This window comes from Shewanella sp. SM74 (genome assembly GCF_025653725.1).
Taxonomy (GTDB): domain Bacteria; phylum Pseudomonadota; class Gammaproteobacteria; order Enterobacterales; family Shewanellaceae; genus Shewanella; species Shewanella oncorhynchi.
Genome location: NZ_JAKKRZ010000020.1, coordinates 56143 through 74810 on the forward strand (window position 1 = coordinate 56143; position 18668 = coordinate 74810).

At 44.0% G+C, this 18668-nt stretch carries 23 protein-coding genes; 9 read left to right on the forward strand and 14 right to left on the reverse strand.

Annotated features, from left to right (window positions below; all coding sequences use genetic code 11):
- Positions 1-9: 9 nt before the first annotated feature.
- Genes flgH through flgB form a run of 7 tightly spaced genes read right to left on the reverse strand, consistent with a single transcriptional unit; the run spans position 10 to position 4894 of the window.
- The gene (gene flgH / locus L5M49_RS18190) at positions 10-672 is read right to left on the reverse strand and encodes a flagellar basal body L-ring protein FlgH (RefSeq protein ID WP_113940821.1); all 663 of its coding nucleotides are present in this window, start codon (positions 670-672) and stop codon (positions 10-12) included.
- A 10-nt stretch (positions 673-682) separates the two neighbouring features.
- Entirely contained in the window at positions 683-1468 is a 786-nt protein-coding gene (flgG, locus tag L5M49_RS18195; RefSeq protein WP_006083393.1) for a flagellar basal-body rod protein FlgG, read from the reverse strand.
- Between the two features lie 11 nt (positions 1469-1479).
- Positions 1480-2214, reverse strand: coding sequence for a flagellar basal body rod protein FlgF (locus L5M49_RS18200; RefSeq protein ID WP_131523393.1), 735 nt, complete (start codon positions 2212-2214; stop codon positions 1480-1482).
- A gap of 14 nt (positions 2215-2228) precedes the next feature.
- Positions 2229-3431, reverse strand: a complete 1203-nt coding sequence (gene flgE / locus L5M49_RS18205) for a flagellar hook protein FlgE (RefSeq protein WP_263266601.1) — start codon at positions 3429-3431, stop codon at positions 2229-2231.
- 22 nt (positions 3432-3453) lie between these two features.
- Complete coding sequence (locus L5M49_RS18210; RefSeq protein WP_263148206.1) at positions 3454-4116, reverse strand: flagellar hook assembly protein FlgD; 663 nt, start codon at positions 4114-4116, stop codon at positions 3454-3456.
- A gap of 2 nt (positions 4117-4118) precedes the next feature.
- Entirely contained in the window at positions 4119-4535 is a 417-nt protein-coding gene (gene flgC / locus L5M49_RS18215; RefSeq protein WP_113940825.1) for a flagellar basal body rod protein FlgC, read from the reverse strand.
- A gap of 8 nt (positions 4536-4543) precedes the next feature.
- Complete coding sequence (gene flgB, locus L5M49_RS18220; RefSeq protein WP_113940826.1) at positions 4544-4894, reverse strand: flagellar basal body rod protein FlgB; 351 nt, start codon at positions 4892-4894, stop codon at positions 4544-4546.
- A 96-nt stretch (positions 4895-4990) separates the two neighbouring features.
- Here flgB and flgA point away from each other — a divergent pair, with 96 nt between their 5' ends.
- The 3 genes from flgA to L5M49_RS18235 all read left to right on the forward strand — a co-directional run bounded on the left by flgA (position 4991) and on the right by L5M49_RS18235 (position 6558).
- A complete protein-coding gene (gene flgA, locus L5M49_RS18225) occupies positions 4991-5728 on the forward strand; it encodes a flagellar basal body P-ring formation chaperone FlgA (RefSeq protein ID WP_131523391.1) in 738 nt (245 codons plus the stop codon).
- A 100-nt stretch (positions 5729-5828) separates the two neighbouring features.
- Positions 5829-6110 carry a flagellar biosynthesis anti-sigma factor FlgM gene (flgM, locus tag L5M49_RS18230; RefSeq protein ID WP_113940828.1) on the forward strand — a complete coding sequence of 94 codons (282 nt, stop codon included), beginning with the start codon at positions 5829-5831 and terminating at the stop codon, positions 6108-6110.
- The gene (locus L5M49_RS18235; RefSeq protein WP_028761850.1) at positions 6103-6558 is read left to right on the forward strand and encodes a flagellar protein FlgN; all 456 of its coding nucleotides are present in this window, start codon (positions 6103-6105) and stop codon (positions 6556-6558) included. Before flgM ends, L5M49_RS18235 begins: the two co-directional genes overlap by 8 nt.
- An 85-nt stretch (positions 6559-6643) precedes the next feature.
- On the opposite strand, the gene L5M49_RS18240 is transcribed toward L5M49_RS18235, so the two are convergent.
- Genes L5M49_RS18240 through L5M49_RS18270 form a run of 7 tightly spaced genes read right to left on the reverse strand, consistent with a single transcriptional unit; the run spans position 6644 to position 13453 of the window.
- Positions 6644-7069 (reverse strand): hypothetical protein, encoded by a 426-nt coding sequence (locus tag L5M49_RS18240; protein ID WP_263266602.1) that lies wholly within the window; start codon positions 7067-7069, stop codon positions 6644-6646.
- Positions 7047-8396, reverse strand: a complete 1350-nt coding sequence (locus L5M49_RS18245; RefSeq protein WP_113940831.1) for a FliI/YscN family ATPase — start codon at positions 8394-8396, stop codon at positions 7047-7049. The genes L5M49_RS18240 and L5M49_RS18245 overlap by 23 nt, the downstream gene beginning before the upstream one ends.
- Positions 8374-9084 (reverse strand): flagellar assembly protein FliH, encoded by a 711-nt coding sequence (gene fliH, locus L5M49_RS18250; RefSeq protein ID WP_113940832.1) that lies wholly within the window; start codon positions 9082-9084, stop codon positions 8374-8376. Before fliH ends, L5M49_RS18245 begins: the two co-directional genes overlap by 23 nt.
- A complete protein-coding gene (locus tag L5M49_RS18255) occupies positions 9084-10070 on the reverse strand; it encodes a flagellar motor switch protein FliG (RefSeq protein WP_049821660.1) in 987 nt (328 codons plus the stop codon). Before L5M49_RS18255 ends, fliH begins: the two co-directional genes overlap by 1 nt.
- 16 nt (positions 10071-10086) lie before the next feature.
- The gene (gene fliF, locus L5M49_RS18260) at positions 10087-11763 is read right to left on the reverse strand and encodes a flagellar basal-body MS-ring/collar protein FliF (protein ID WP_263183104.1); all 1677 of its coding nucleotides are present in this window, start codon (positions 11761-11763) and stop codon (positions 10087-10089) included.
- A gap of 12 nt (positions 11764-11775) precedes the next feature.
- Positions 11776-12114: a flagellar hook-basal body complex protein FliE gene (gene fliE, locus L5M49_RS18265; RefSeq protein WP_113940834.1), complete on the reverse strand. Its 339-nt coding sequence runs from the start codon at positions 12112-12114 to the stop codon at positions 11776-11778.
- 28 nt (positions 12115-12142) lie between these two features.
- Entirely contained in the window at positions 12143-13453 is a 1311-nt protein-coding gene (locus L5M49_RS18270) for a sigma-54 dependent transcriptional regulator (protein ID WP_113940835.1), read from the reverse strand.
- Positions 13454-14519: 1066 nt separating this feature from the next.
- On the opposite strand from L5M49_RS18270, the gene L5M49_RS18275 reads away from it, so the two are divergent.
- The 6 genes from L5M49_RS18275 to flhB are packed head-to-tail and all read left to right on the forward strand — an operon-like array spanning position 14520 to position 18666.
- A complete protein-coding gene (locus L5M49_RS18275; protein WP_263164614.1) occupies positions 14520-15401 on the forward strand; it encodes a FliM/FliN family flagellar motor C-terminal domain-containing protein in 882 nt (293 codons plus the stop codon).
- A complete protein-coding gene (locus tag L5M49_RS18280; RefSeq protein ID WP_263164617.1) occupies positions 15394-15753 on the forward strand; it encodes a FliM/FliN family flagellar motor switch protein in 360 nt (119 codons plus the stop codon). The genes L5M49_RS18275 and L5M49_RS18280 overlap by 8 nt, the downstream gene beginning before the upstream one ends.
- A complete protein-coding gene (gene fliP, locus L5M49_RS18285) occupies positions 15750-16484 on the forward strand; it encodes a flagellar type III secretion system pore protein FliP (protein ID WP_131523383.1) in 735 nt (244 codons plus the stop codon). Before L5M49_RS18280 ends, fliP begins: the two co-directional genes overlap by 4 nt.
- A gap of 4 nt (positions 16485-16488) precedes the next feature.
- On the forward strand, positions 16489-16758 hold the full coding sequence (locus L5M49_RS18290) for a flagellar biosynthetic protein FliQ (protein ID WP_006083412.1): 270 nt from the start codon (positions 16489-16491) through the stop codon (positions 16756-16758).
- Position 16759: 1 nt separating this feature from the next.
- Positions 16760-17539 (forward strand): flagellar biosynthetic protein FliR, encoded by a 780-nt coding sequence (fliR, locus tag L5M49_RS18295; RefSeq protein WP_168825895.1) that lies wholly within the window; start codon positions 16760-16762, stop codon positions 17537-17539.
- The gene (gene flhB, locus L5M49_RS18300) at positions 17536-18666 is read left to right on the forward strand and encodes a flagellar biosynthesis protein FlhB (protein ID WP_173496194.1); all 1131 of its coding nucleotides are present in this window, start codon (positions 17536-17538) and stop codon (positions 18664-18666) included. Before fliR ends, flhB begins: the two co-directional genes overlap by 4 nt.
- The last annotated feature ends 2 nt before the right edge of the window (positions 18667-18668 follow it).

Below are 18668 nucleotides of genomic sequence, written 5' to 3' on the forward strand. Positions count from 1 at the left end.
TATCCTTTGCTAGAGCGGGAACCATGGACTATTGAAATAGCGAGAAGCCCATCCCATAGCATTACTGTCAGCAATAGCGCCTTGACCACCATAGATAATTCGGGCATCGGCAATACGTTGCGACGATATCGTATTGTCATTACCTATATCATCAGCACGTATAATGCCAAGTAAGCGTAAATACTCATCGCCCTGATTCAATCGCAGCCATTTTTCACCACGTATCAACAAGGTACCATTAGGTAAAACCTTAGAAACAGTTACAGTGATTGAACCTGATAACTGGTTTTGCTGTGTACTTGAGCCTGCACCATTAAACCCTCTCGAAAAAGAGGTTTTACCGTCAGCATTGGCCGTTTTATCACCAATATTGCCCGCAAGCCCCATACCCATATCTTGTTCTTTGTTGGTCTTGGTATCCGCTTTCTTACTCGAATAGGTTTTTTCATCTAACGCGACGGTTAAAATATCGCCCTCACGGAAAGCACGTTTATCCTTAAAAAGCGTCAACATAAAACCGGGACGATAAAGACTGCCATCCTTTGCATCTGGCAGGCTGTAGTCAATCTCAGGCGGTGCCCACTCTTTAGTGCCAGGTTTAGTCTCCTTATCTGGAATATGCGACATACAACCCGATAACAGTGCAAACCATAAAAACCATAACCAACGCATGATTGCCTCTCTAAACCGATTGATTGAGGAACTTGAGCATATCGTCTGAGGCTGACACAACTTTGGCATTCATCTCATATGCTCTCTGCGTGGAAATCATTTCGACCATTTCTTCCACCACGTTGACGTTTGCGCCCTCTAGCGCACCCTGTCTTAAAGCACCTAAAGCTTGATCACCCGCCACACCTTCAACCGCCACACCCGATGCCGCCGTTTCACGGTAAAGGTTGTCACCTCGAGCTTCTAACCCTGCTGGATTAGTAAAGTTAACAAGCGTGATTTGACCTAAATCTTGAGGTTCAGCTTCACCCGCCATTTTCGCTGTGACTACACCATCGTTGGCAATAGTAACGGTTAGCGCATCTTCAGGGATCACGATATTAGGCACTAAAGGTAAACCTTGTGATGTGACCATCATGCCTTCGCTGCTGCGATAAAACTGACCGTCACGGGTATAAGCAAGATCGCCATTTGGCTCTTCTACTTGGAAAAAACCATGACCTTCGATCGCTAAATCCAACTGCTGACTGGTATTTTGCATATCCCCAGTAGTGAATATTTTTTGAGTACCAACGACTCTCGTTCCTGCACCTAATTGCAGACCCGATGGCAGATTATTCAGTGCATCAACCTGTCCACCTGGCTGACGTTGAACCTGATAAAACAGATCATTAAACGCAACACGGTCACGCTTAAAACCAGTGGTATTCACGTTTGCCAAGTTGTTGGCAATCGCAGTCATTTTCGTATCTTGTGCTGTTAGGCCGGTTTTACTTACCCATAACGCTGATTGCATACCAATAATCCTTAAACATTGCCCAGCAGACGATTACCAGCCTCGGCCAGCTTTTCTGCACTTTTCATTAACTTAACTTGAATCTCAAATTGACGACTCAAATCCATAGATGCAATAAGCTCTGACACGGCCTGCACGTTACTCGACTCAAGGAAGCCACTATCCACTAACACACCTTCATCTTGTGGCACTGCTTGGCCATCACGACGATAGAGCAACCCATCTTGCCCCTTTTGCATTAAGGCAAAGTCAGGATTCACTAGCTTTAATCGGCCCACTTCCTCAATGATCCCGCCTTCAGAGGGTAAAACACTGACTGTGCCGTCTTCACCCACAAAGACATCTTTATGCTCAGGCAACGCTATCGGCCCATCAACGCCTAATACAGGTCGGCCATCGATAGTCAGTTGCCCCTCGGCATTTGTCTCAATTGCACCTGAACGGGTGTATGCTTCAACACCGTCAACAGCCACACTGAACAAGCCACGATCGCGGATCGCTAAATCCAATGAACGGCCCGTAGGATTGATCACCCCACTTTGCTGGCTAAAACCACTACTTTCAGTCTGTGCCATGACCCTTGTGTTCAAACTATTACCTTGAACAGCTAAAGGCACTGCATTAACACGCTCAAGGTCGGCTTTAAATCCTGCAGTTTCAGCGTTAGCCAAGTTATTCGCGCGAATACTTTGCGCCTCAAGAATACGAACTGCACCACTGGCGGCGGTATAAAGCATCTTCTCCATGTCAGTGTCTCTTCTTAAATGGCATTAAGTAATGCTTGTTGCATAGTCGAGTTCACATCAAGAACTTTGGCGTTAGATTGATAATTACGTTGTGCCGACATGAGGTTAACCATTTCAGCGGTCGTATCCACATTCGAGCCCTCTAAATACCCCCCCGTTACAGTGCCCATAGTTCCTGTAGATGGCGCCCCCATAATCGCTTGCCCAGCGGTATTTGTAGCCACCCAAGCATTGTTACTCACGGCCGATAAACCGTTGGGATTACTAAAGTTTGCGAGGACGACCTGACCTTGTAATTGATCTTGGCCGTTAGTATAAGTGCCATACAACATGCCATTGTCATCCAGACGCACACCTTTCAATTCACCCGAGGTGTAACCATCTTGAGATAAGCTGGAGTTGTTGTATTTGGCTGCATACTGAGTGCTTTTATCGAAGTTGATATCAAATTTAAGCGGTGATGCCCCATTACCCAATGTAAGGTCGAAGGTATCCTTTGTTGTAGTTGGATCTAAAATGCCTTTTGAATCAAATTTTAATGTTGTTTGGTCTGGCAGAAGAGTCCCATCCAGAGTGTAATTAATCGTCCACTCATTCGGCGCTGTTTTTACATAATACTGAGTCACCACATGCTCAGTACCCAAAGAGTCGTAGACACTGGTGGTACCAATAGAGTGATAACTATCAATATTTTTAGGATCAAATGGCACGGCTGGGACAGCTGGTGGAATAACATCGACTCTCGCATCGAGATTTAAAACCATGCTGACATTCGTTGTGGCTTTGGCCGCTAAAGAAGCCGTTTGTACCTGTAAATCACCCGCATTACCAGTTTGCAATCTTCCCGTCGCATTCACAGAATATCCCTGTAAACGATTACCGACTGGATCGGTTATAAAGCCTTGATTGTCCTTATGGAACATCCCTGCTCTAGCATACATGGCGCCGCCATCATTCCCCTTGAGAACAAAAAAGCCTTCGCCTTGGATCCCCATATCAAGCTGACGACCGGTATAAGTTAAGCTGCCACCTTTAGAGAAGTTTTGGCTCGTTGACATCACGCCAACGCCACCCGCCTGACCACCATTATAAATTGATGCAAATTCACTACGGCCACCGCGAAACCCACTCGTTGATGCGTTAGCAATGTTATTACTGATAGTGTTGAGGTCTTGAGTCGTCGCCTGTAAACCACTTAAAGCTATGTTAAATGACATCTTAATATCCTATAAAAATAATTTACGAAACTTCAGAAATATTGAGCACAGAAACAACCCCAACACCATGACCCATTTCAGCCATCATCATGCCGGATGCACTGGAGAAATGGATTCTCTCGATCGGTGCCTTAATATACGTTGGCGCAACTAAACTATTTTCACCTAGTGTCGCCTTAGCTTTGATTTCATATTTGCCTGCAGACAACCCCAGCTCAGCAGGATCGATAGAGAACCGAACATCACCAACATCCTGAGCACCGAGTTGAATAGTGCTAACGACCTGACCTTGTGCATCGATAATTTCAAGATCTAAGCCTTCAGCTGCATTCTCTAAATACACTTTGCCTTCAACCGCTTCACCATCGAGCTGAAACTCAGACACAGGCACCATGGCATTCTTACCAATCAAAGATGCCGACTGTACTATGCCCAAATTTTCCATCATGACCATTTGGCTTGATTGATTCTTCCGCATTCCCTCTAAGCTTTCGACCTGCGAAAACTGCGCTAATTGAGAGATATACTCAGCACTGTTAAGCGGTTTAGTGGGATCTTGATTCTTGATTTGTGCAATCATTAAGGTCATAAATTCATTCTTTAATGACGCAGCATCATTCCCTGGTGCCGCTAATGCACCTGCAGGATTCTGAATCGAGTTGTTACCAGAGCGAGCCAATTCCATTGCTATTTATTCCCTAGTTGCAATAAACCTTGCTGCATAGAACGCGCACGATTCATGATTTCAACACTGGTTTCAAATGAACGACTTGCCGCCATCATGTCAGCCATTTCTTCAATCGTGTTCACATTAGAGTAAGCAACATAGCCTTGTTCATTGGCAAAGGGATGATTCGGCTCATAACGCATATCCAATGGGGCATCCGCTTGGACTATGTCGCTCACTTCAATCGAAGCACCAATCGCACCTTGTTGAGTCGCATCGTAAATAGTCGCAAATACGGGTTTTAATGCTCGATAGGCCGACTCAGGGTTTTCGGCGGCAGTTCCAGCGTTAGCTAAGTTACTCGCGACCGTATTTAAACGTATGGTCTGAGCATTCATGCCAGCACCCGCTATTTGATAAATATCGCCAAATGACATACAGGCTCCTAACGACCTTCAATAGCAGACTTTAGACCGGCTATTTTCATGTTTAAAAATGTCAAACTCGTTTGATAATCCATCGCATTCTGTGAATATCTTGCCTGTTCCTTACCGAGTTCCACGGTATTATCATCGGCAGAATTTTGATAAGGCATGCGATAAGCGAGGCTGTACTCTTGATTCATCTGCATGCCTGCTTCAACTTGCTTCATGGCCGCTTTGAAATCCAAATCTCTCGCTTTGTACCCCGGAGTTTCGGCATTGATTAAATTACTCGCTAATACCTTGCTTCTCTCCACTCTAAAATCGAGTGTCTGAGGATGTATTCCTAATGCTTTATCAAGGTTGATAGCCATCTCAACTCCTAGTACTGTATGCGTAATTAATTTAGATGGCCGAGCAGCTTACAATTAGCATGCCAATATACTTATTCATATAAAACAGTTGGTTAAATGAAATCGCTATTGATATACGGAAAGTTCTTTTCCCTCACTTTCTTACTGAGCATAGGGTTACTTCCGCTCAATGTGCACGCGAAAGGGAAGATCACGGCGACAGAACAAATATCTCAGCAAATGACAAACTCCGTAGCCGCAGAGATAGCTAAGTGGCAACAATCGCAAGAGATAAAAAAAGTCAGCAAAAAAATCACACTGCACATTCCTTCCAGCACTGCCAAGCTAAAAACGTGTAGCACAGCGCTCCAAGTCGAGGCTGCTAAAGGGCTCCCATTCGGTCGGATCCAACGAAAAATAAGCTGTGCCTCTGAAGGCTGGTCACTCTATGTTCGGGCCAAGGTTGCTCTCAGCGCCTACATTCCTGTTGCCAACAAAACGCTTAAGAGAGATGAAGTTGTCACATCAGAAAATCTACAATGGCAAATGTTGCCCTTAACTGCGTCAGATCAAGACATTATTACTGATGAAAAACACATTTTAGGGCAAGCGGTTGCCAGAAAAATAATCAAAAACAAACCCATAAGAGCAAGCAATTTAAGTGCACCAGAACTCGTGAGCATAGGGGATGAAGTGATTATCGAAGCAGTCAGTGCCACCTTTTATGCCAATATGATTGGGATTGCTATGGATGCGGGTAAACAAGGTGATGCCATTAGAGTGAGGAATAGTAGTTCAGGGAAAATCATTACCGCTTACCCCATAGCTAAGGGGAGAGTTGAAACCCGTTTTTAACATTTAAGCCACCTTAGAATAAATTTAAAAATTTATTTTAGATTTATCCTATTTAGGTCGCCTATATCTAATATCTAGCCATTTATGACGATGAACATCTATGGAAATTAATAAAATTAGCAGTGCCTTGAGCACTGAGTTCAGCACGAGTAAGAGCGCTAATACGCCCAGAAAGCCCGTTGAATCAGAAAATCTATCAACGCCAACACGACAAGATATTAGTCACGACTGGCAATTGTTAGAACAAACCCAGAAAGAGTTACATACCATCTCCGACGTTGACACAGATAAAGTTGCTGCTATACGTCAGGCTTTAAGTAATGGCAGCTTTGAGCTGAGCTTAGATAAAATTGCAGATAAGATATTGATACAGCATGGATAATAGTCAAGTAAATAAACGCGAACTTGTTCAAAGTTTAATTCGCGATATTCGTCAAGATCTTGAGGGATATAGTCAATTAAAATCAATGCTTAAGCACCAACGTGAATTAATGCAACGCAGGGATAATGATGCGCTCTTAGCCCATAACGAGCGTCAAACTGCACTGTGTAACAAGTTGGCTTTGAGAGCCAAACAGCGAAGCGAAAATCTCGCGACACTAGGTTTTAATAGTGACAATAGTGGCATGAGACGCTTAATCACGGCGCTACCTGATCACCTAAGACCGCAAATAAAAATGTCATGGGACAACTTGCAGCTGTTAGTTAAAGATAGCCAAACAGCCAATGAAACCAACGGCAGATTGCTCGTAATACAGCAAGAAACGATTAACCGTATCCTGAATCAAGATGGCCAACACCATGAAATTGATTACGGTGCCAAACGCTAATTAAACTGAATTATTGAGAGTTACCAAAGCCCTCGCTAATGGGACATAGTTTAAAAGGTGGCTCTCAGCTGTAATGACACAGCGCCTATTGGCCTTTATTCTTGTAATAGAAACCCGCCATATCATCAACAATAGCCTGTTCACGGCGCGCCACTTGTGCTTGTTCTTGTATATGTGTTTGTTTTTCAAGCAACTTCAAACCTTGCTGACGCCCTAATTGCTTACGCCATAGGCGATCAATACGCAGTTGTTCCTGTTGTAGAAAAACCTCCTTTTGAGCTAACTTCACCCGCATAGGCTCTAACACTTGCGCCATACTTGCGGAATTTTGCCAGAGCAAAACATTTGAGCCCTCTTTCGCACCACGATAAGTCAATATCATTTGGGCTAAGGCTTGATTTTGTTGTTGATTTAGTTGGACGCTTAGGCTGGAATCATCGCGTTTTTGCCCTAGCTGCGCTAATTTCTTTTCAGCTTGAACACGTAACTTAGAGAGATGACGCTGGCTCATATCCCATAACTCCCATCAACTGTTCCAATTGCACTAAACTTTCAGCCAGATTGACTTTACTGTGTGTGGTCTGGCGTAAAAATCGTGCCATTTCTGGATACACTCGCACAGCAAGATCCATTTCAGGATCTTGGCCAGCTTGGTACCCACCTAAAGGTAATAAGTCTCTAACCTCATTGTAACGACTCAAAAGATGTCTAAAGATCTGACTCTGTTCAATACTGCTAGAGGTCGCTATGTGCATGGCTAAGCGGCTCACTGACGCATTAAGATCAATCGCAGGGAAATGTCCTTGCTCGGCCAATTTACGACTTAGCACTATATGGCCATCTAAAATAGCTCTCGCTGCATCTGCAACAGGATCCTGCTGATCATCACCCTCGGCCAATACGGTATAAAACGCGGTTAACGTTCCCGTCGGATGTTCACCATTGCCCGCCATTTCCACCAGTCTAGGTAACTGTGCAAATGCCGATGGCGGATAGCCTTTGGTTGCTGGAGGCTCACCTAAACTCAAGGCGATTTCACGCTGTGCCTGAGCATAACGAGTCAATGAGTCGACTAATAGCAACACTTGCTTACCTTGATCTCTAAAAGCACAGGCAATTGAGTGGGATAACCGCATTGCACGTAATCGCATGAGCGGTGTGGTATCTGCAGGGGCTGCAATAATCACAGCCCGTTTACGCCCTTCTTCACCGAGTGTTTCTTCAATAAACTCCCTGACCTCACGGCCACGCTCACCAATTAAGCCAACCACCACGACATCTGCTTCAGTAAAACGAGTCATCATGCCTAATAACACACTCTTACCCACACCAGAGCCCGCAAAGAGCCCGAGTCGCTGGCCTCTACCGATGGGCAACAAACTATTGATGGCGCGAATACCGACATCTAGCGGCTGCCGAATAGGCTGGCGCAGCAAAGGATTGTAACTCGTGTGAGATTGCGGGACTTGTGAAACACCGGTTAAATCGCCCAGTAAGTCGAGTGGCTGTCCAAGTCCATCAAGCACCCTGCCAAGCAAACCATCACCAATAGCAATTGTTTGCTCATCCGTAATAGGCAGCACTCTGGCACCTGGCATCAAGCCCTGTGTAGGCTCAATCGGCATAAGGCACAATACGTCCCGATGAAAGCCAACGACTTCAGCCTCAATTAAACGACCATTTCGCCCTTCAATCTGGCAACGATCCCCCATGCCAAGCTGACAGCCAACAGCCTCAAGCAATAGACCATTAACTCGAATGAGACGTCCATAAACCCTTGCAACTGGAACCTGAGGCCAATCGTCATGAAATACATCAGACTCCAATCTCAGCCTCATTCAACTTGGTTTCAACCTGCTTCATGCAAGCATCGAGTCGTGTCTCGACTGAAGCATCTGCATCGGATTTATCACTCACAATTCGACAACTGCCCGCTGAAATACTGCTATCAGCGATGAGATTCCAGCCACGGATTTTATCTTCCGAGAGCTCTTTTAATTTAGTCACGGCACTCGGCTCTAAATGGATTTTGATATCCGCTTGGTCATCGGGCAACGCACTCAAGGTTTCTTCAACGAGTTTAAGAATTTGTTGTGGCTGCAGGGTTAGCTCGCAGCGAATCACTTGTTGTGACACTCGGCGTACTAATTCAAGGATCAAATTTTGCTGTTCACGAACCTGCTTTGCATGACCATCTTCGAGTAGCTCTCTCAAAGCACCTAGCGGTACGAGTAAACTGTTGAGCTGCTCATCGATGGATGCTCTACCCGCTGACTGCCCATCTAACCGACCTTGATGAAAACCAGCTGCATGTCCAGCAATGCGCCCTTCTTCTATGCCAGCCTCATAACCCGCACTCTTACCTTGAATAACACCTTCGTCATAACCCTCATCGAATGCTTGTTGATAACTTTGAAAATCACTGCCCGCATCGGAATTTGATTCCACCGCATCGTGTAATGCAGGAAAACGATAACGACGAGCGAGATTGGTATTTAGACGCCAACGAGAATGCTTGTTTTCCATTAAACAACGACCTGTTCTTCAAATAGCTGCAATTCAATTTCACCTTCTTGCATTAATTGCTTCGCCAGTTCCATTATCTCTTTACGCGCCCCACTCGCTCGGCTAACAGGTACACCACCTAACGCTTCAATTTGCGTTTCAATCGCTGACGACATACGTTTAGGCAAGGCATTGAGCAAGGCATCTTTCAATTCAAAATCAATGCCTTTTAATGCTAACGATAGGGTTTCAGAAGGTACTTGTCCTAATAAGGTCTGCAACGTTTCTTGCTTTTGTCGCCCAAGAATAATGAAGTCAAACATGTTATCGGTGACATCAATCGCCATCTGCTTATCATGGAGTTTGATCATTTCCATCAACTGTTCTCTGTCGCCTTCGAAGCGATTGAGGATATCGGCAACCTGTTTGACACCCGCCACTTGCGTGTGACTTTTCTCCATTGCCATCAACATGCAGCGCTCAACCAGTTCTCGCAGTTCCTCAACAACATTACGATCCAATTCGCCAAGTTGCGCGATACGAACGAGCACCTCATCTTGGCTATCACTAGGCAACATTTTTAAGATTTTAGCGGCACTTTCTGGTGGTAATAATCCCAACAATACCGCTTGTAACTGGCAGTGCTCATGGGTGATTTCACGGGCAAGTAATTGGGGGTCAACCCATTCAAGACGCTTAACGAGCACTTTAATCTCATCACCATAAATGCTATCGATAAGACTTTTAGAGACTCTGTCTCCCAAAGCGATATCGAGTGTCTTTTGTAAATAGGACCGTGAGGCTCTGGCGATACCCGATTGTTCTTTATAGCGTTGGAAAAAACGGCTGAGTACTGCCTCGGCTTCTTGCTGGGTAATACTCGATAACCGTGCCATTTTATGGCTTAAGTGTTGCACATCGTTACGATCCAAATGCGCCATGACCATGGCAGCACCTTCTTCTCCCATACTCAGTAATAACATGGCCGCTTGGGCGTAATTGTCCATCTTAATTTCGATTGAATTATTCACCGTCTTTATCGCCTATCCAATGAGCTATCACTTCTGCAACACGCGCGGGTTCTTTGTTTGCGAGCAAGGCTAAATGCTCCATTTTAACGGTCAAAGGTGAGCCAGGCTCGGGTAAACCTTGACTGCCTAGCCAGTCGGCACTCGGTAACTGATGTGCTTGATTTGATAAAGTTTCGGCGGAATGCCCATCGAGTGCAGCAGCGGAAGCGGCACTTAATGCAACGGGCTCAATTCTAGGCGCGGTAATTTGAGCGGTTCGGGTCAAGTGCTTAACCAGCGGCCTTAATACGAACAAAATAAGTCCAAAGCCAAGGATGCCGCCTATGATGTAGCGTAAATAAGCTTGGTAATTTTCTGATTGCCACCAAGGTGACGGCGTAAATTCGGCAGCGACGGTTGGGGTAAACTCAAAGGCATTAATGGTAAAACTATCACCTCTCGCCGCCGAAAAGCCGATGGCATCCTTGACCATATTGCCAAACTTAACCAGTTGAGCCTCTTCATTGAATGCTCCTTGACCCGTAGCACTATTAATAAGCACTGAAACTGAGAGGTTTTCGAGCTGCATTTGTTGATAACGAACATGACGCACAGAACGACCAACGTCATATTGACGACTTTCTTCCTGCTTCAAATTACGGGTCTTATCATTCGTCGCCTCTTTCCCTGCTTGGGGTGGCTTATTACTTAAAGCTCCAGGAATTCCCGCGGCAATAGTATTACTTGAATCATCGACACTCGTGCGCTCTTGAGTCACGACATTTTGCGGATCGAGTGACTCCTTAGTTTCTTCAACCTGATTGAAGTTTACTTTTGCAGTCACCCGCACTTGGAAATTATCTTGACCAAGCACAGGCTCGAGCATAGAGGCGGCATTAGCCACTAAGCTATTCTCAAGTTCACGCGTGTACTGTAACTGCTTGTTTCTAGACTGACTAAGATCTTGATTGCCTGAAATATTCTCACTTAAATATCGACCATCTTGATCGACAACTTTGATATTACTGGCCGTTAGTCCAGTCACACTGCCAGCAACCAAATTAACAATAGCCTCAACTTGTGTTTCAGAGAGTCGAGTATTCGGGTCTAGCTGCAGCATGACGGAAGCCGTCGGCAGTTCAGGCTCCTGACGGATAAACAGAGTTTGTTTAGGTATCGCCAAATGAACTCTTGCGGCACGGACCAACTTTAACGACATGATAGTGCGAGCTAATTCACCTTCTAAACTATGGCGATACTTAGCTTGTTCCATAAATTGACTCGTGCCGAGCGCGGTATTGTCGAGTGCCTCCATACCCGAAGGTACTTTCGCTTTTACCCCTTTTGCGGCCAAAAGCATACGCGCATTACCGACTTGCTCTTCTGCAACGAGGACTGCCCCAGTATTAGCCTCGAGGCGATAATCAATGCCTTCTGCATCCAAGACATTTAACACTTGAGAGGTATCGACATTTTCTTGGCTGCCATATAAAGGTCGATACCCTGCAGTAGCAGTCCATAACATCAACACTATGACACTAGCGACAACCACCGCAAGTAAAGCTAAGGCGATAACCTGACGATCACCACGGTTAAAACGATGCCATTTTTGGGTCATGCCAGCAATGAATCCTGACGAAGATTCAGTCCCGGTAATATCCTGACCTGATTGAACAAAAGTGGTAGACATTCACACAATTCCTTAAATAGGCATCTTCATTACATCGTCAAATGCTTGCACAAGACGATTACGAATTTGGAGCATAGTCGCAAAGGACAAACTGGCCTTTTGCGAAGCCACCATAGCACCGACGAGATCATCACTTTTTCCACTATCGACAGCCGCCATCGCCATAGAGGATTGGTTCTGATCTTGGTTAACGGCAGAAACTTTACTCTTAATCAAGTCAGTGAATGACCCATAAGCCATACCATTATCGGCAGGGTTTGAAGTGATGTTGATCGCCCCTTTAGCCACTTCACGATGAATGTTTAAGGTTTCCATTAACATATTTGAGCTAACAATCGCTCCATTAGACATATTCCATTCCTATTACTTTTTGATTGCTCTAAGCTGCTCGACCCGCTTGCTCTAATAACATTTCAATATCAATACCCGCTTCACGCATTTGTACGAGGCGATATCTTAAGGCTCTAGTCGTCATCCCTAGCGCCTCAGCACTTAATGTGCGTTGTCCATTAAAACGTTTAAGTACATCAATAATATATTGAAACTCTGCCTGTTGTTTTGACGCTTTAAGCCCATCTGAGGCGCCTAAAGGCTCCAACTCAAGCATCTCTTCTTGAATGTTTAACCCGAGTTCCGCAACTTGAATCGCCTGACCTCTACGCATCACTAATGCACGTTGAATACAATTTTCTAGCTCTCTTACATTTCCGGGCCAATCATAGTTAACGAGCACTTGTCTTGCGTGCTCACTGAAATAACAGCGACTTGAGCAATCAGATTGGCCATATAAATTTAAGAAATGTTCAGCGAGAGGCAGGATGTCAGCCTTTCGTTCTCTTAAAGGCTTAATTTTCAGAGGTAAAACATCTAATCGATAGAACAAATCCTCCCTAAAATGTCCAAACTCCACGGCTTGTCTTAAGTCGCGATTGGTAGAAGCAATGACTCTGATATCCAGTGGTATAACATGCTGGCCACCAAGTCTTTCGACTTCACGCTCCTGTAGTACCCGAAGTAACTTCGCCTGTAACGGCAAGGGCATTTCACCAATTTCATCGAGTAATAAAGTACCGCCATTGGCCTGCTCAAATTTTCCTGCCTTATCACAAATGGCACCAGTGAAGGCACCTTTGACATGCCCAAAGAGAACGGACTCTAGAATACTTTCAGGGATGGCAGCGCAGTTAATCGCAACGAAAGGCTTATGTGAACGGGAGGAGTGGCGATGAATATAACGAGCAAGCGGTTCTTTACCAGTACCACTTTCACCCAATAATAAAACACTGGCCTCAGTGGTTGCGGCGCGATGGGCCAACATCAACAATTGTCGACTAACAGAAGCCGCGACAACCAAACTAGAATCAGGTAACTCTAAACGGTGTAATCGTTGAATTGAGGCAAGTAACTGCTCAGTTTCTACGGGAATTAATAGATAATCCTGTACGCCAGCTCGCATTGCTGCGGCTGCCAACTCACCTTGCTCTGGTGCTAATAAGGCGACGATATTACGGCCAGGAAAACGGGCAAGATAGGACTTCACATCACAAGGACTACAATCCGATAAGTTAACGATAGTGAGCCAAGGTAATTCCATTGCATCACTCCACAGATAAAAATCCTCATGTGTTATTTTGCATGCAAGTTCCGCAGATATGTTTAACCCTTCAATCCGTATACTTAGGCCACCCACTCACTAACTCCCTTTCGTTTACAGTACATTAAATAACACCTTTATTTAGACCGATTAAGTATCTGTGCATGAATGTATATAAAAGCTATTACAGCTTATAACGCTATTATCTCGATAGATTGAGTGACTCATTACTATGCTTCCTAAACAGATTAAGAAAAGACGGAAGCCAGAAAGCGGAAGCAGAACTTCCGCAATGAATGTAAAAACACTGATAACACTGTTCACTCGAAAATTAGCATTCGCAATCCATAAGGTCATACCGCCAACTTAAATCAGGTTTAAATGTGTTCTTTCGCAATTATCGATAAAAATGTGACCAGCACCAAAATTTAAGATGCCATGCTCAAACAAATCTATTCTCATCAATTAAAAATCACAGTGAAACACTTGGAAATATAAAAGACCACCTGCAAAAAAGTGATACATATAACTTAGGACTGACTTATACCAAATATATTTGTAAAATAACATATCATAATGATAAAAATACAACGATGCTAATAACCATAGTGATGAAAAACTTAGCCACTTAGTATTTACAACAAATAAGACACAAAATAAATTTACAAAAAAGCAATAAAAATCAAAAGCAAGTGTAAATAAGTACACAAAGTAATCATTGATGACAAACATGTAAGCACTAGAATAAATATAGTCACGCCAAAATATCGACAAACGTCAAAATAATACTATTCCGACTATTTATTGACGCTGAAATATAAGACTAAAAAGCATTAATATCTTCTTACACAATCTCAAAATAAACATTTTGTTTACAAACTCAGTCACCCTAGAATTCTATTCACATATATTTCAGCTTTTCTTATAATTATTATTGAATACTTTAGCCTTATTACCTTATCATCCTCGTCGTTTAAAACAGCTTCCAACCTTATGCCTATGTGATAGGACGCTCAACTGTTTTAAGAAATTCATTAATCCTTAACGATAAAGAAATAAAAAATCAGGCTCTCTGTTTGTGTATATTTTTTATGCACCAACTGAATCGCGGAGGTCGCCAAGCAGTATTCTAGCGGGAAAAATACGTTTAATAGGAAGTAAAATGAAGACGACAGCGAAAGCTAGGCTTATAAAATCAAATTCTGATGAAATAATTAGACCTATTATGCTAGTTCAAGAAAAGCTAGCGAGAACGCGATTATTGCAACAGCTAGAAAAGCTACATCGTCCACTTATCGATGCCATAAATAATATCCTATCTCCGCTACTAAGACAGGGTCATCCCGCTGTTTCGGGGTCAACGTTAACAGAACCTAGAACACCTGTCGTTCCAGAACATTGCTATGCATGGTTTGTATTAAAACATCATCAAAATACCCTCGGTTATTGGAGAATTGATCGCTGTACGCTCGATCAATTGGCGAGTAATTATTACGGTAATACCTCAACACCATTAAGTTCTCCTTTGAGAAACCCCAGCCAATCTGAATTTAGGTTAGCCAAAAAGTTGCTACTTTCCGTAGTGGAGGAGCTACCTAATAGCACGATTGAAACCAATAATCTTGAAGTTGAGCTCATAAAAGGCCATATGCCACTCGCAGTATCGGCAGTATGGTCGTTCAATTTTACCAATGGCCCACTAACCCCTCCAATGCTCTTTTGCTTAACTGAGCATTTACTGGGGCATCTGGCCGAACAGCCTAAGAAATCTGAAGTATCTGCGGATTTACCCGCAAAACTAGCCGTCTGGCTAAAAAGTCTCCCCATAAAAATGCAGCTGACATTAGGGCAACATAGCATCCCGGTGCAATCACTCAGCCAATTAAAAACTGGGGATATTTTACCTATTAATCTCTATCCAAAAACCTTGTTATCAATCGGAAACACACCGCTATTTCATGCCTCAGTGCATAGTCATGAAGGACAGATGGTAGCGAAATTGACTCAAGATATTTATCAGCATGAGGAGCATGACATTGGCTGAACAATCTATTTTATCGGATGATGATTTTCTATTAGAGGACGATATTTTCTCTGAGAGAGCATTTTCAAAGCCGGCCCCCCATAACCGTAAATTGAAAAATAATAATTTTTTTCAACAACTTCCTGTTCAAGTTACTCTCGAACTGGCCAGTGCTGAAATGTCTTTAGGCGAACTGAATCGTATGGGAGAAGGTGATGTTATCGCACTCGACCGTATGGTGGGTGAACCGCTGGATATCAGAGTAAATGGAGCACTATTAGGAAGAGGCGAAGTCGTAGAAGTGGCTGGCAGATATGGCGTACGTTTGCTGGAAATAGAGAGCATTACTCTCGATGGGACAAGTAACGAATGATAGTTCGGGTATTGTTACTGGCGATTCTATTGTTTGCTCCCCAAGCCCTCGCATCGGAAGGACTGACCTTATTCACACTGGATAGCGCTCAAGACAGTCAAGCAGTTAACATTAAACTCGAAATTTTAGCGCTCATGACGGCCATTAGTTTCTTGCCCATCATGCTGATGATGCTAACCAGTTTTACTCGTATTATCATTGTATTAGCAATCCTCCGACAAGCTCTAGGACTACAACAAAGTCCCCCTAACCGAGTGCTTGTTGGGATAGCATTAGTACTCACTATCTTTATTATGCGCCCAGTGGGAGACAAAATTTATAAGGAAGCTTATTTGCCCTATGACCAAGGTAAGATCGAATTGATGGAGGCTGTCTCAATAGCCAAAATCCCTTTAACTCGATTTATGCTGGCGCAGACAAGAGAAACTGATCTTGAGCAAATGCTGAAAATAGCTAACGAACCCACACACATGAAAGCAGCAGAGGAAGTCCCCTTTTTTGTCCTTATGCCCGCATTTGTACTGAGTGAACTCAAAACAGCTTTCCAAATTGGCTTCTTACTTTTCTTACCTTTCTTAGTTATCGACTTGGTTGTCGCAAGTGTCCTCATGTCTATGGGGATGATGATGTTGTCACCGTTAATTATTTCTCTCCCATTTAAACTGATGGTTTTTGTATTAGTCGATGGTTGGGCTATGACGGTAAGCACCTTAACCGCAAGTTTTGGGTAGCTAGATGGACATCAATGAACTGACCTCGCTCTTTGCTGACTCAATGTTTCTCGTCATCATCATGGTTTCTGTGTTGGTGACACCGGGACTCATTCTAGGCTTAATCGTTGCGGTATTTCAGGCTGCGACACAGGTCAATGAACAAACCTTGAGTTTTCTGCCAAGGCTTATCATTACTCTACTTATGGTTCTGTTTTCAGGCCATTGGCTCATACAACAGCTAAGTGATTTATTTGACAGGCTGTTTATGAATATTCCTCATATTATCGGTTGATATGCTTTCCCTCACCTCAACCGAACTCAGCATGTTAATCGGCAGCCTTTGGTGGCCATTCTGCCGGATCATGGGGGCATTTATGATAATGCCCTTGTTAGGTAATTCTTATGTGCCTGCAACAGTAAGAATTTTTCTTGCCTTAAGTATTGCAGCGCTTATTGCACCTATGCTGCCACCCGTTCCCGCTGTCGATGCGCTCTCGCTTGGATCATTATTTTTAGCCATAGAACAACTACTGATTGGATTTATGCTCGCGCTATTTTTAACCATTTTAATCCATGTGATGACCATGCTTGGCACTATTATGTCGATGCAGATGGGTCTAGCGATGGCGGTGATGAACGATCCTGCTAATGGCGACACCAACCCCATTCTCAGTGAATGGTTACAAATCTTTGGTACATTGATTTTTCTGGCTCTTGACGGTCATTTAGTCGGTCTCAACATCATTGTTGATAGCTTTCGTTTATGGCCAATTGGGAATGGGATTTTTGACTTACCGCTAATGGGATTGGTTAGTCGAATGGGCTGGCTATTTGCTGCATCGCTGATGCTCGCCATACCCGCAGTACTCGCCATGTTAATGGTTAACATCACTTTTGGTGTATTAAGCCGTGCTGCGCCGTCATTAAACATCTTCTCGCTCGGGTTTCCCATGACCTTGTTGATGGGCTTAATTTGCGTCTTCCTTTCGTTAAGCGGCATTCCAACTCGTTACAGTGATCTGTGCTTAGACGCATTAACTGCAATGTACCAATTTATCGGAGGGATCTCATGAGTAAAACGCCCCAACAAGATAAAACAGAAGAAGCTACACCGCAGAAAAAGCGTAAAGCGAGAGAAGAAGGCCAAGTTCCACGCTCTAAAGATCTTGCCTCCGCAGCACTGGTCGTTGGTTGCTCTGCCATGCTGACCAGTAATGCGGATTGGTTTGCGACGAGAGTCAGTGGATTAGCTAAATACAATATGCTGCTCACGCGGGCAGAGTTAGCTCAACCTGACATCATGATGCGCCATCTTGGCGCCAGCCTAGTCGAAATGCTAAGCATCTTAGGCCCACTATTCATCATGGTTGCTCTGTTGGCCGCAGTTGCAGGAGCCTTACCTGGGGGGCCGATATTTAATTTTGGAAATGCTAATTTTAAGTACAGTCGAATCGATCCTCTTGCCGGTGTCGGAAGAATATTTTCCGCTCAATCTCTTGTTGAGTTACTCAAGTCATGCCTAAAAATTGTGTTACTGATCGGAATTATGTTGGTTTTCTTGAATGGTCACTTACAAGAACTACTTAGCTACAATCAACGCCCTATTGATGAAGCGGTTCGTGATGGCATCAATCTACTGTCGCAAGGCATGTTTTATCTTGGTACTGGGCTGCTCGTGATCGCCTTTATTGATGTGCCTTACCAATATTGGCATAACAGCAAAGAATTACGTATGTCACGCCAAGAGGTCAAAGACGAGCATACCCAGCAAGAGGGTAAGCCAGAGATTAAAGCTAAAATCCGCCAAATACAGCAACGAATGGCTCGCTCTAGGGCAGATACCACCATTCCAAAAGCGGATGTTCTCTTGGTTAATCCCACTCACTATGCCGTGGCATTAAAATACAATCCTGACTTAGCGGATGCGCCTTACGTCATCACTAAAGGCACCGAAGAACTCGCCCTCTATATGCGAGAACTCGCTAAAAAACATGATATTGAAATTATTGATATCCCACCGCTCACGCGGGCTATTTATCATTCAACGCAAGTCGATCAACAGATACCCAGTGCCCTTTTTATCGCCATAGCGCACGTATTAAGTTATGTCATGCAAATAAAAGCATCTCGTAAGGGCTTACAGCAGAAACCTGAGCCTTTACCACATTTTTTTATTCCCCCTAATTTACGTCACGATTAAAG

What these genes read in the sequence shown, in the direction of transcription:
- flgB (WP_113940826.1), bottom strand. Translation starts at nt 4,894, where the DNA reads ATGGCTATCAACCTTGATAAAGCATTAGGAATACATCCTCAGACACTC.
- L5M49_RS18290 (WP_006083412.1), top strand. Translation starts at nt 16,489, where the DNA reads ATGGACATCAATGAACTGACCTCGCTCTTTGCTGACTCAATGTTTCTC.
- L5M49_RS18200 (WP_131523393.1), bottom strand. Translation starts at nt 2,214, where the DNA reads ATGGAGAAGATGCTTTATACCGCCGCCAGTGGTGCAGTTCGTATTCTT.
- L5M49_RS18235 (WP_028761850.1), top strand. Translation starts at nt 6,103, where the DNA reads ATGGATAATAGTCAAGTAAATAAACGCGAACTTGTTCAAAGTTTAATT.
- fliR (WP_168825895.1), top strand. Translation starts at nt 16,760, where the DNA reads ATGCTTTCCCTCACCTCAACCGAACTCAGCATGTTAATCGGCAGCCTT.
- fliE (WP_113940834.1), bottom strand. Translation starts at nt 12,114, where the DNA reads ATGTCTAATGGAGCGATTGTTAGCTCAAATATGTTAATGGAAACCTTA.
- fliF (WP_263183104.1), bottom strand. Translation starts at nt 11,763, where the DNA reads ATGTCTACCACTTTTGTTCAATCAGGTCAGGATATTACCGGGACTGAA.
- L5M49_RS18245 (WP_113940831.1), bottom strand. Translation starts at nt 8,396, where the DNA reads ATGAGGCTGAGATTGGAGTCTGATGTATTTCATGACGATTGGCCTCAG.
- fliP (WP_131523383.1), top strand. Translation starts at nt 15,750, where the DNA reads ATGATAGTTCGGGTATTGTTACTGGCGATTCTATTGTTTGCTCCCCAA.
- flgE (WP_263266601.1), bottom strand. Translation starts at nt 3,431, where the DNA reads ATGTCATTTAACATAGCTTTAAGTGGTTTACAGGCGACGACTCAAGAC.
- flgM (WP_113940828.1), top strand. Translation starts at nt 5,829, where the DNA reads ATGGAAATTAATAAAATTAGCAGTGCCTTGAGCACTGAGTTCAGCACG.
- flgG (WP_006083393.1), bottom strand. Translation starts at nt 1,468, where the DNA reads ATGCAATCAGCGTTATGGGTAAGTAAAACCGGCCTAACAGCACAAGAT.
- L5M49_RS18240 (WP_263266602.1), bottom strand. Translation starts at nt 7,069, where the DNA reads ATGAGCCAGCGTCATCTCTCTAAGTTACGTGTTCAAGCTGAAAAGAAA.
- fliH (WP_113940832.1), bottom strand. Translation starts at nt 9,084, where the DNA reads ATGGAAAACAAGCATTCTCGTTGGCGTCTAAATACCAATCTCGCTCGT.
- flgH (WP_113940821.1), bottom strand. Translation starts at nt 672, where the DNA reads ATGCGTTGGTTATGGTTTTTATGGTTTGCACTGTTATCGGGTTGTATG.
- L5M49_RS18255 (WP_049821660.1), bottom strand. Translation starts at nt 10,070, where the DNA reads ATGGACAATTACGCCCAAGCGGCCATGTTATTACTGAGTATGGGAGAA.
- L5M49_RS18210 (WP_263148206.1), bottom strand. Translation starts at nt 4,116, where the DNA reads ATGGAATTGGCTCGCTCTGGTAACAACTCGATTCAGAATCCTGCAGGT.
- flhB (WP_173496194.1), top strand. Translation starts at nt 17,536, where the DNA reads ATGAGTAAAACGCCCCAACAAGATAAAACAGAAGAAGCTACACCGCAG.
- L5M49_RS18275 (WP_263164614.1), top strand. Translation starts at nt 14,520, where the DNA reads ATGAAGACGACAGCGAAAGCTAGGCTTATAAAATCAAATTCTGATGAA.
- flgC (WP_113940825.1), bottom strand. Translation starts at nt 4,535, where the DNA reads ATGTCATTTGGCGATATTTATCAAATAGCGGGTGCTGGCATGAATGCT.
- flgA (WP_131523391.1), top strand. Translation starts at nt 4,991, where the DNA reads ATGAAATCGCTATTGATATACGGAAAGTTCTTTTCCCTCACTTTCTTA.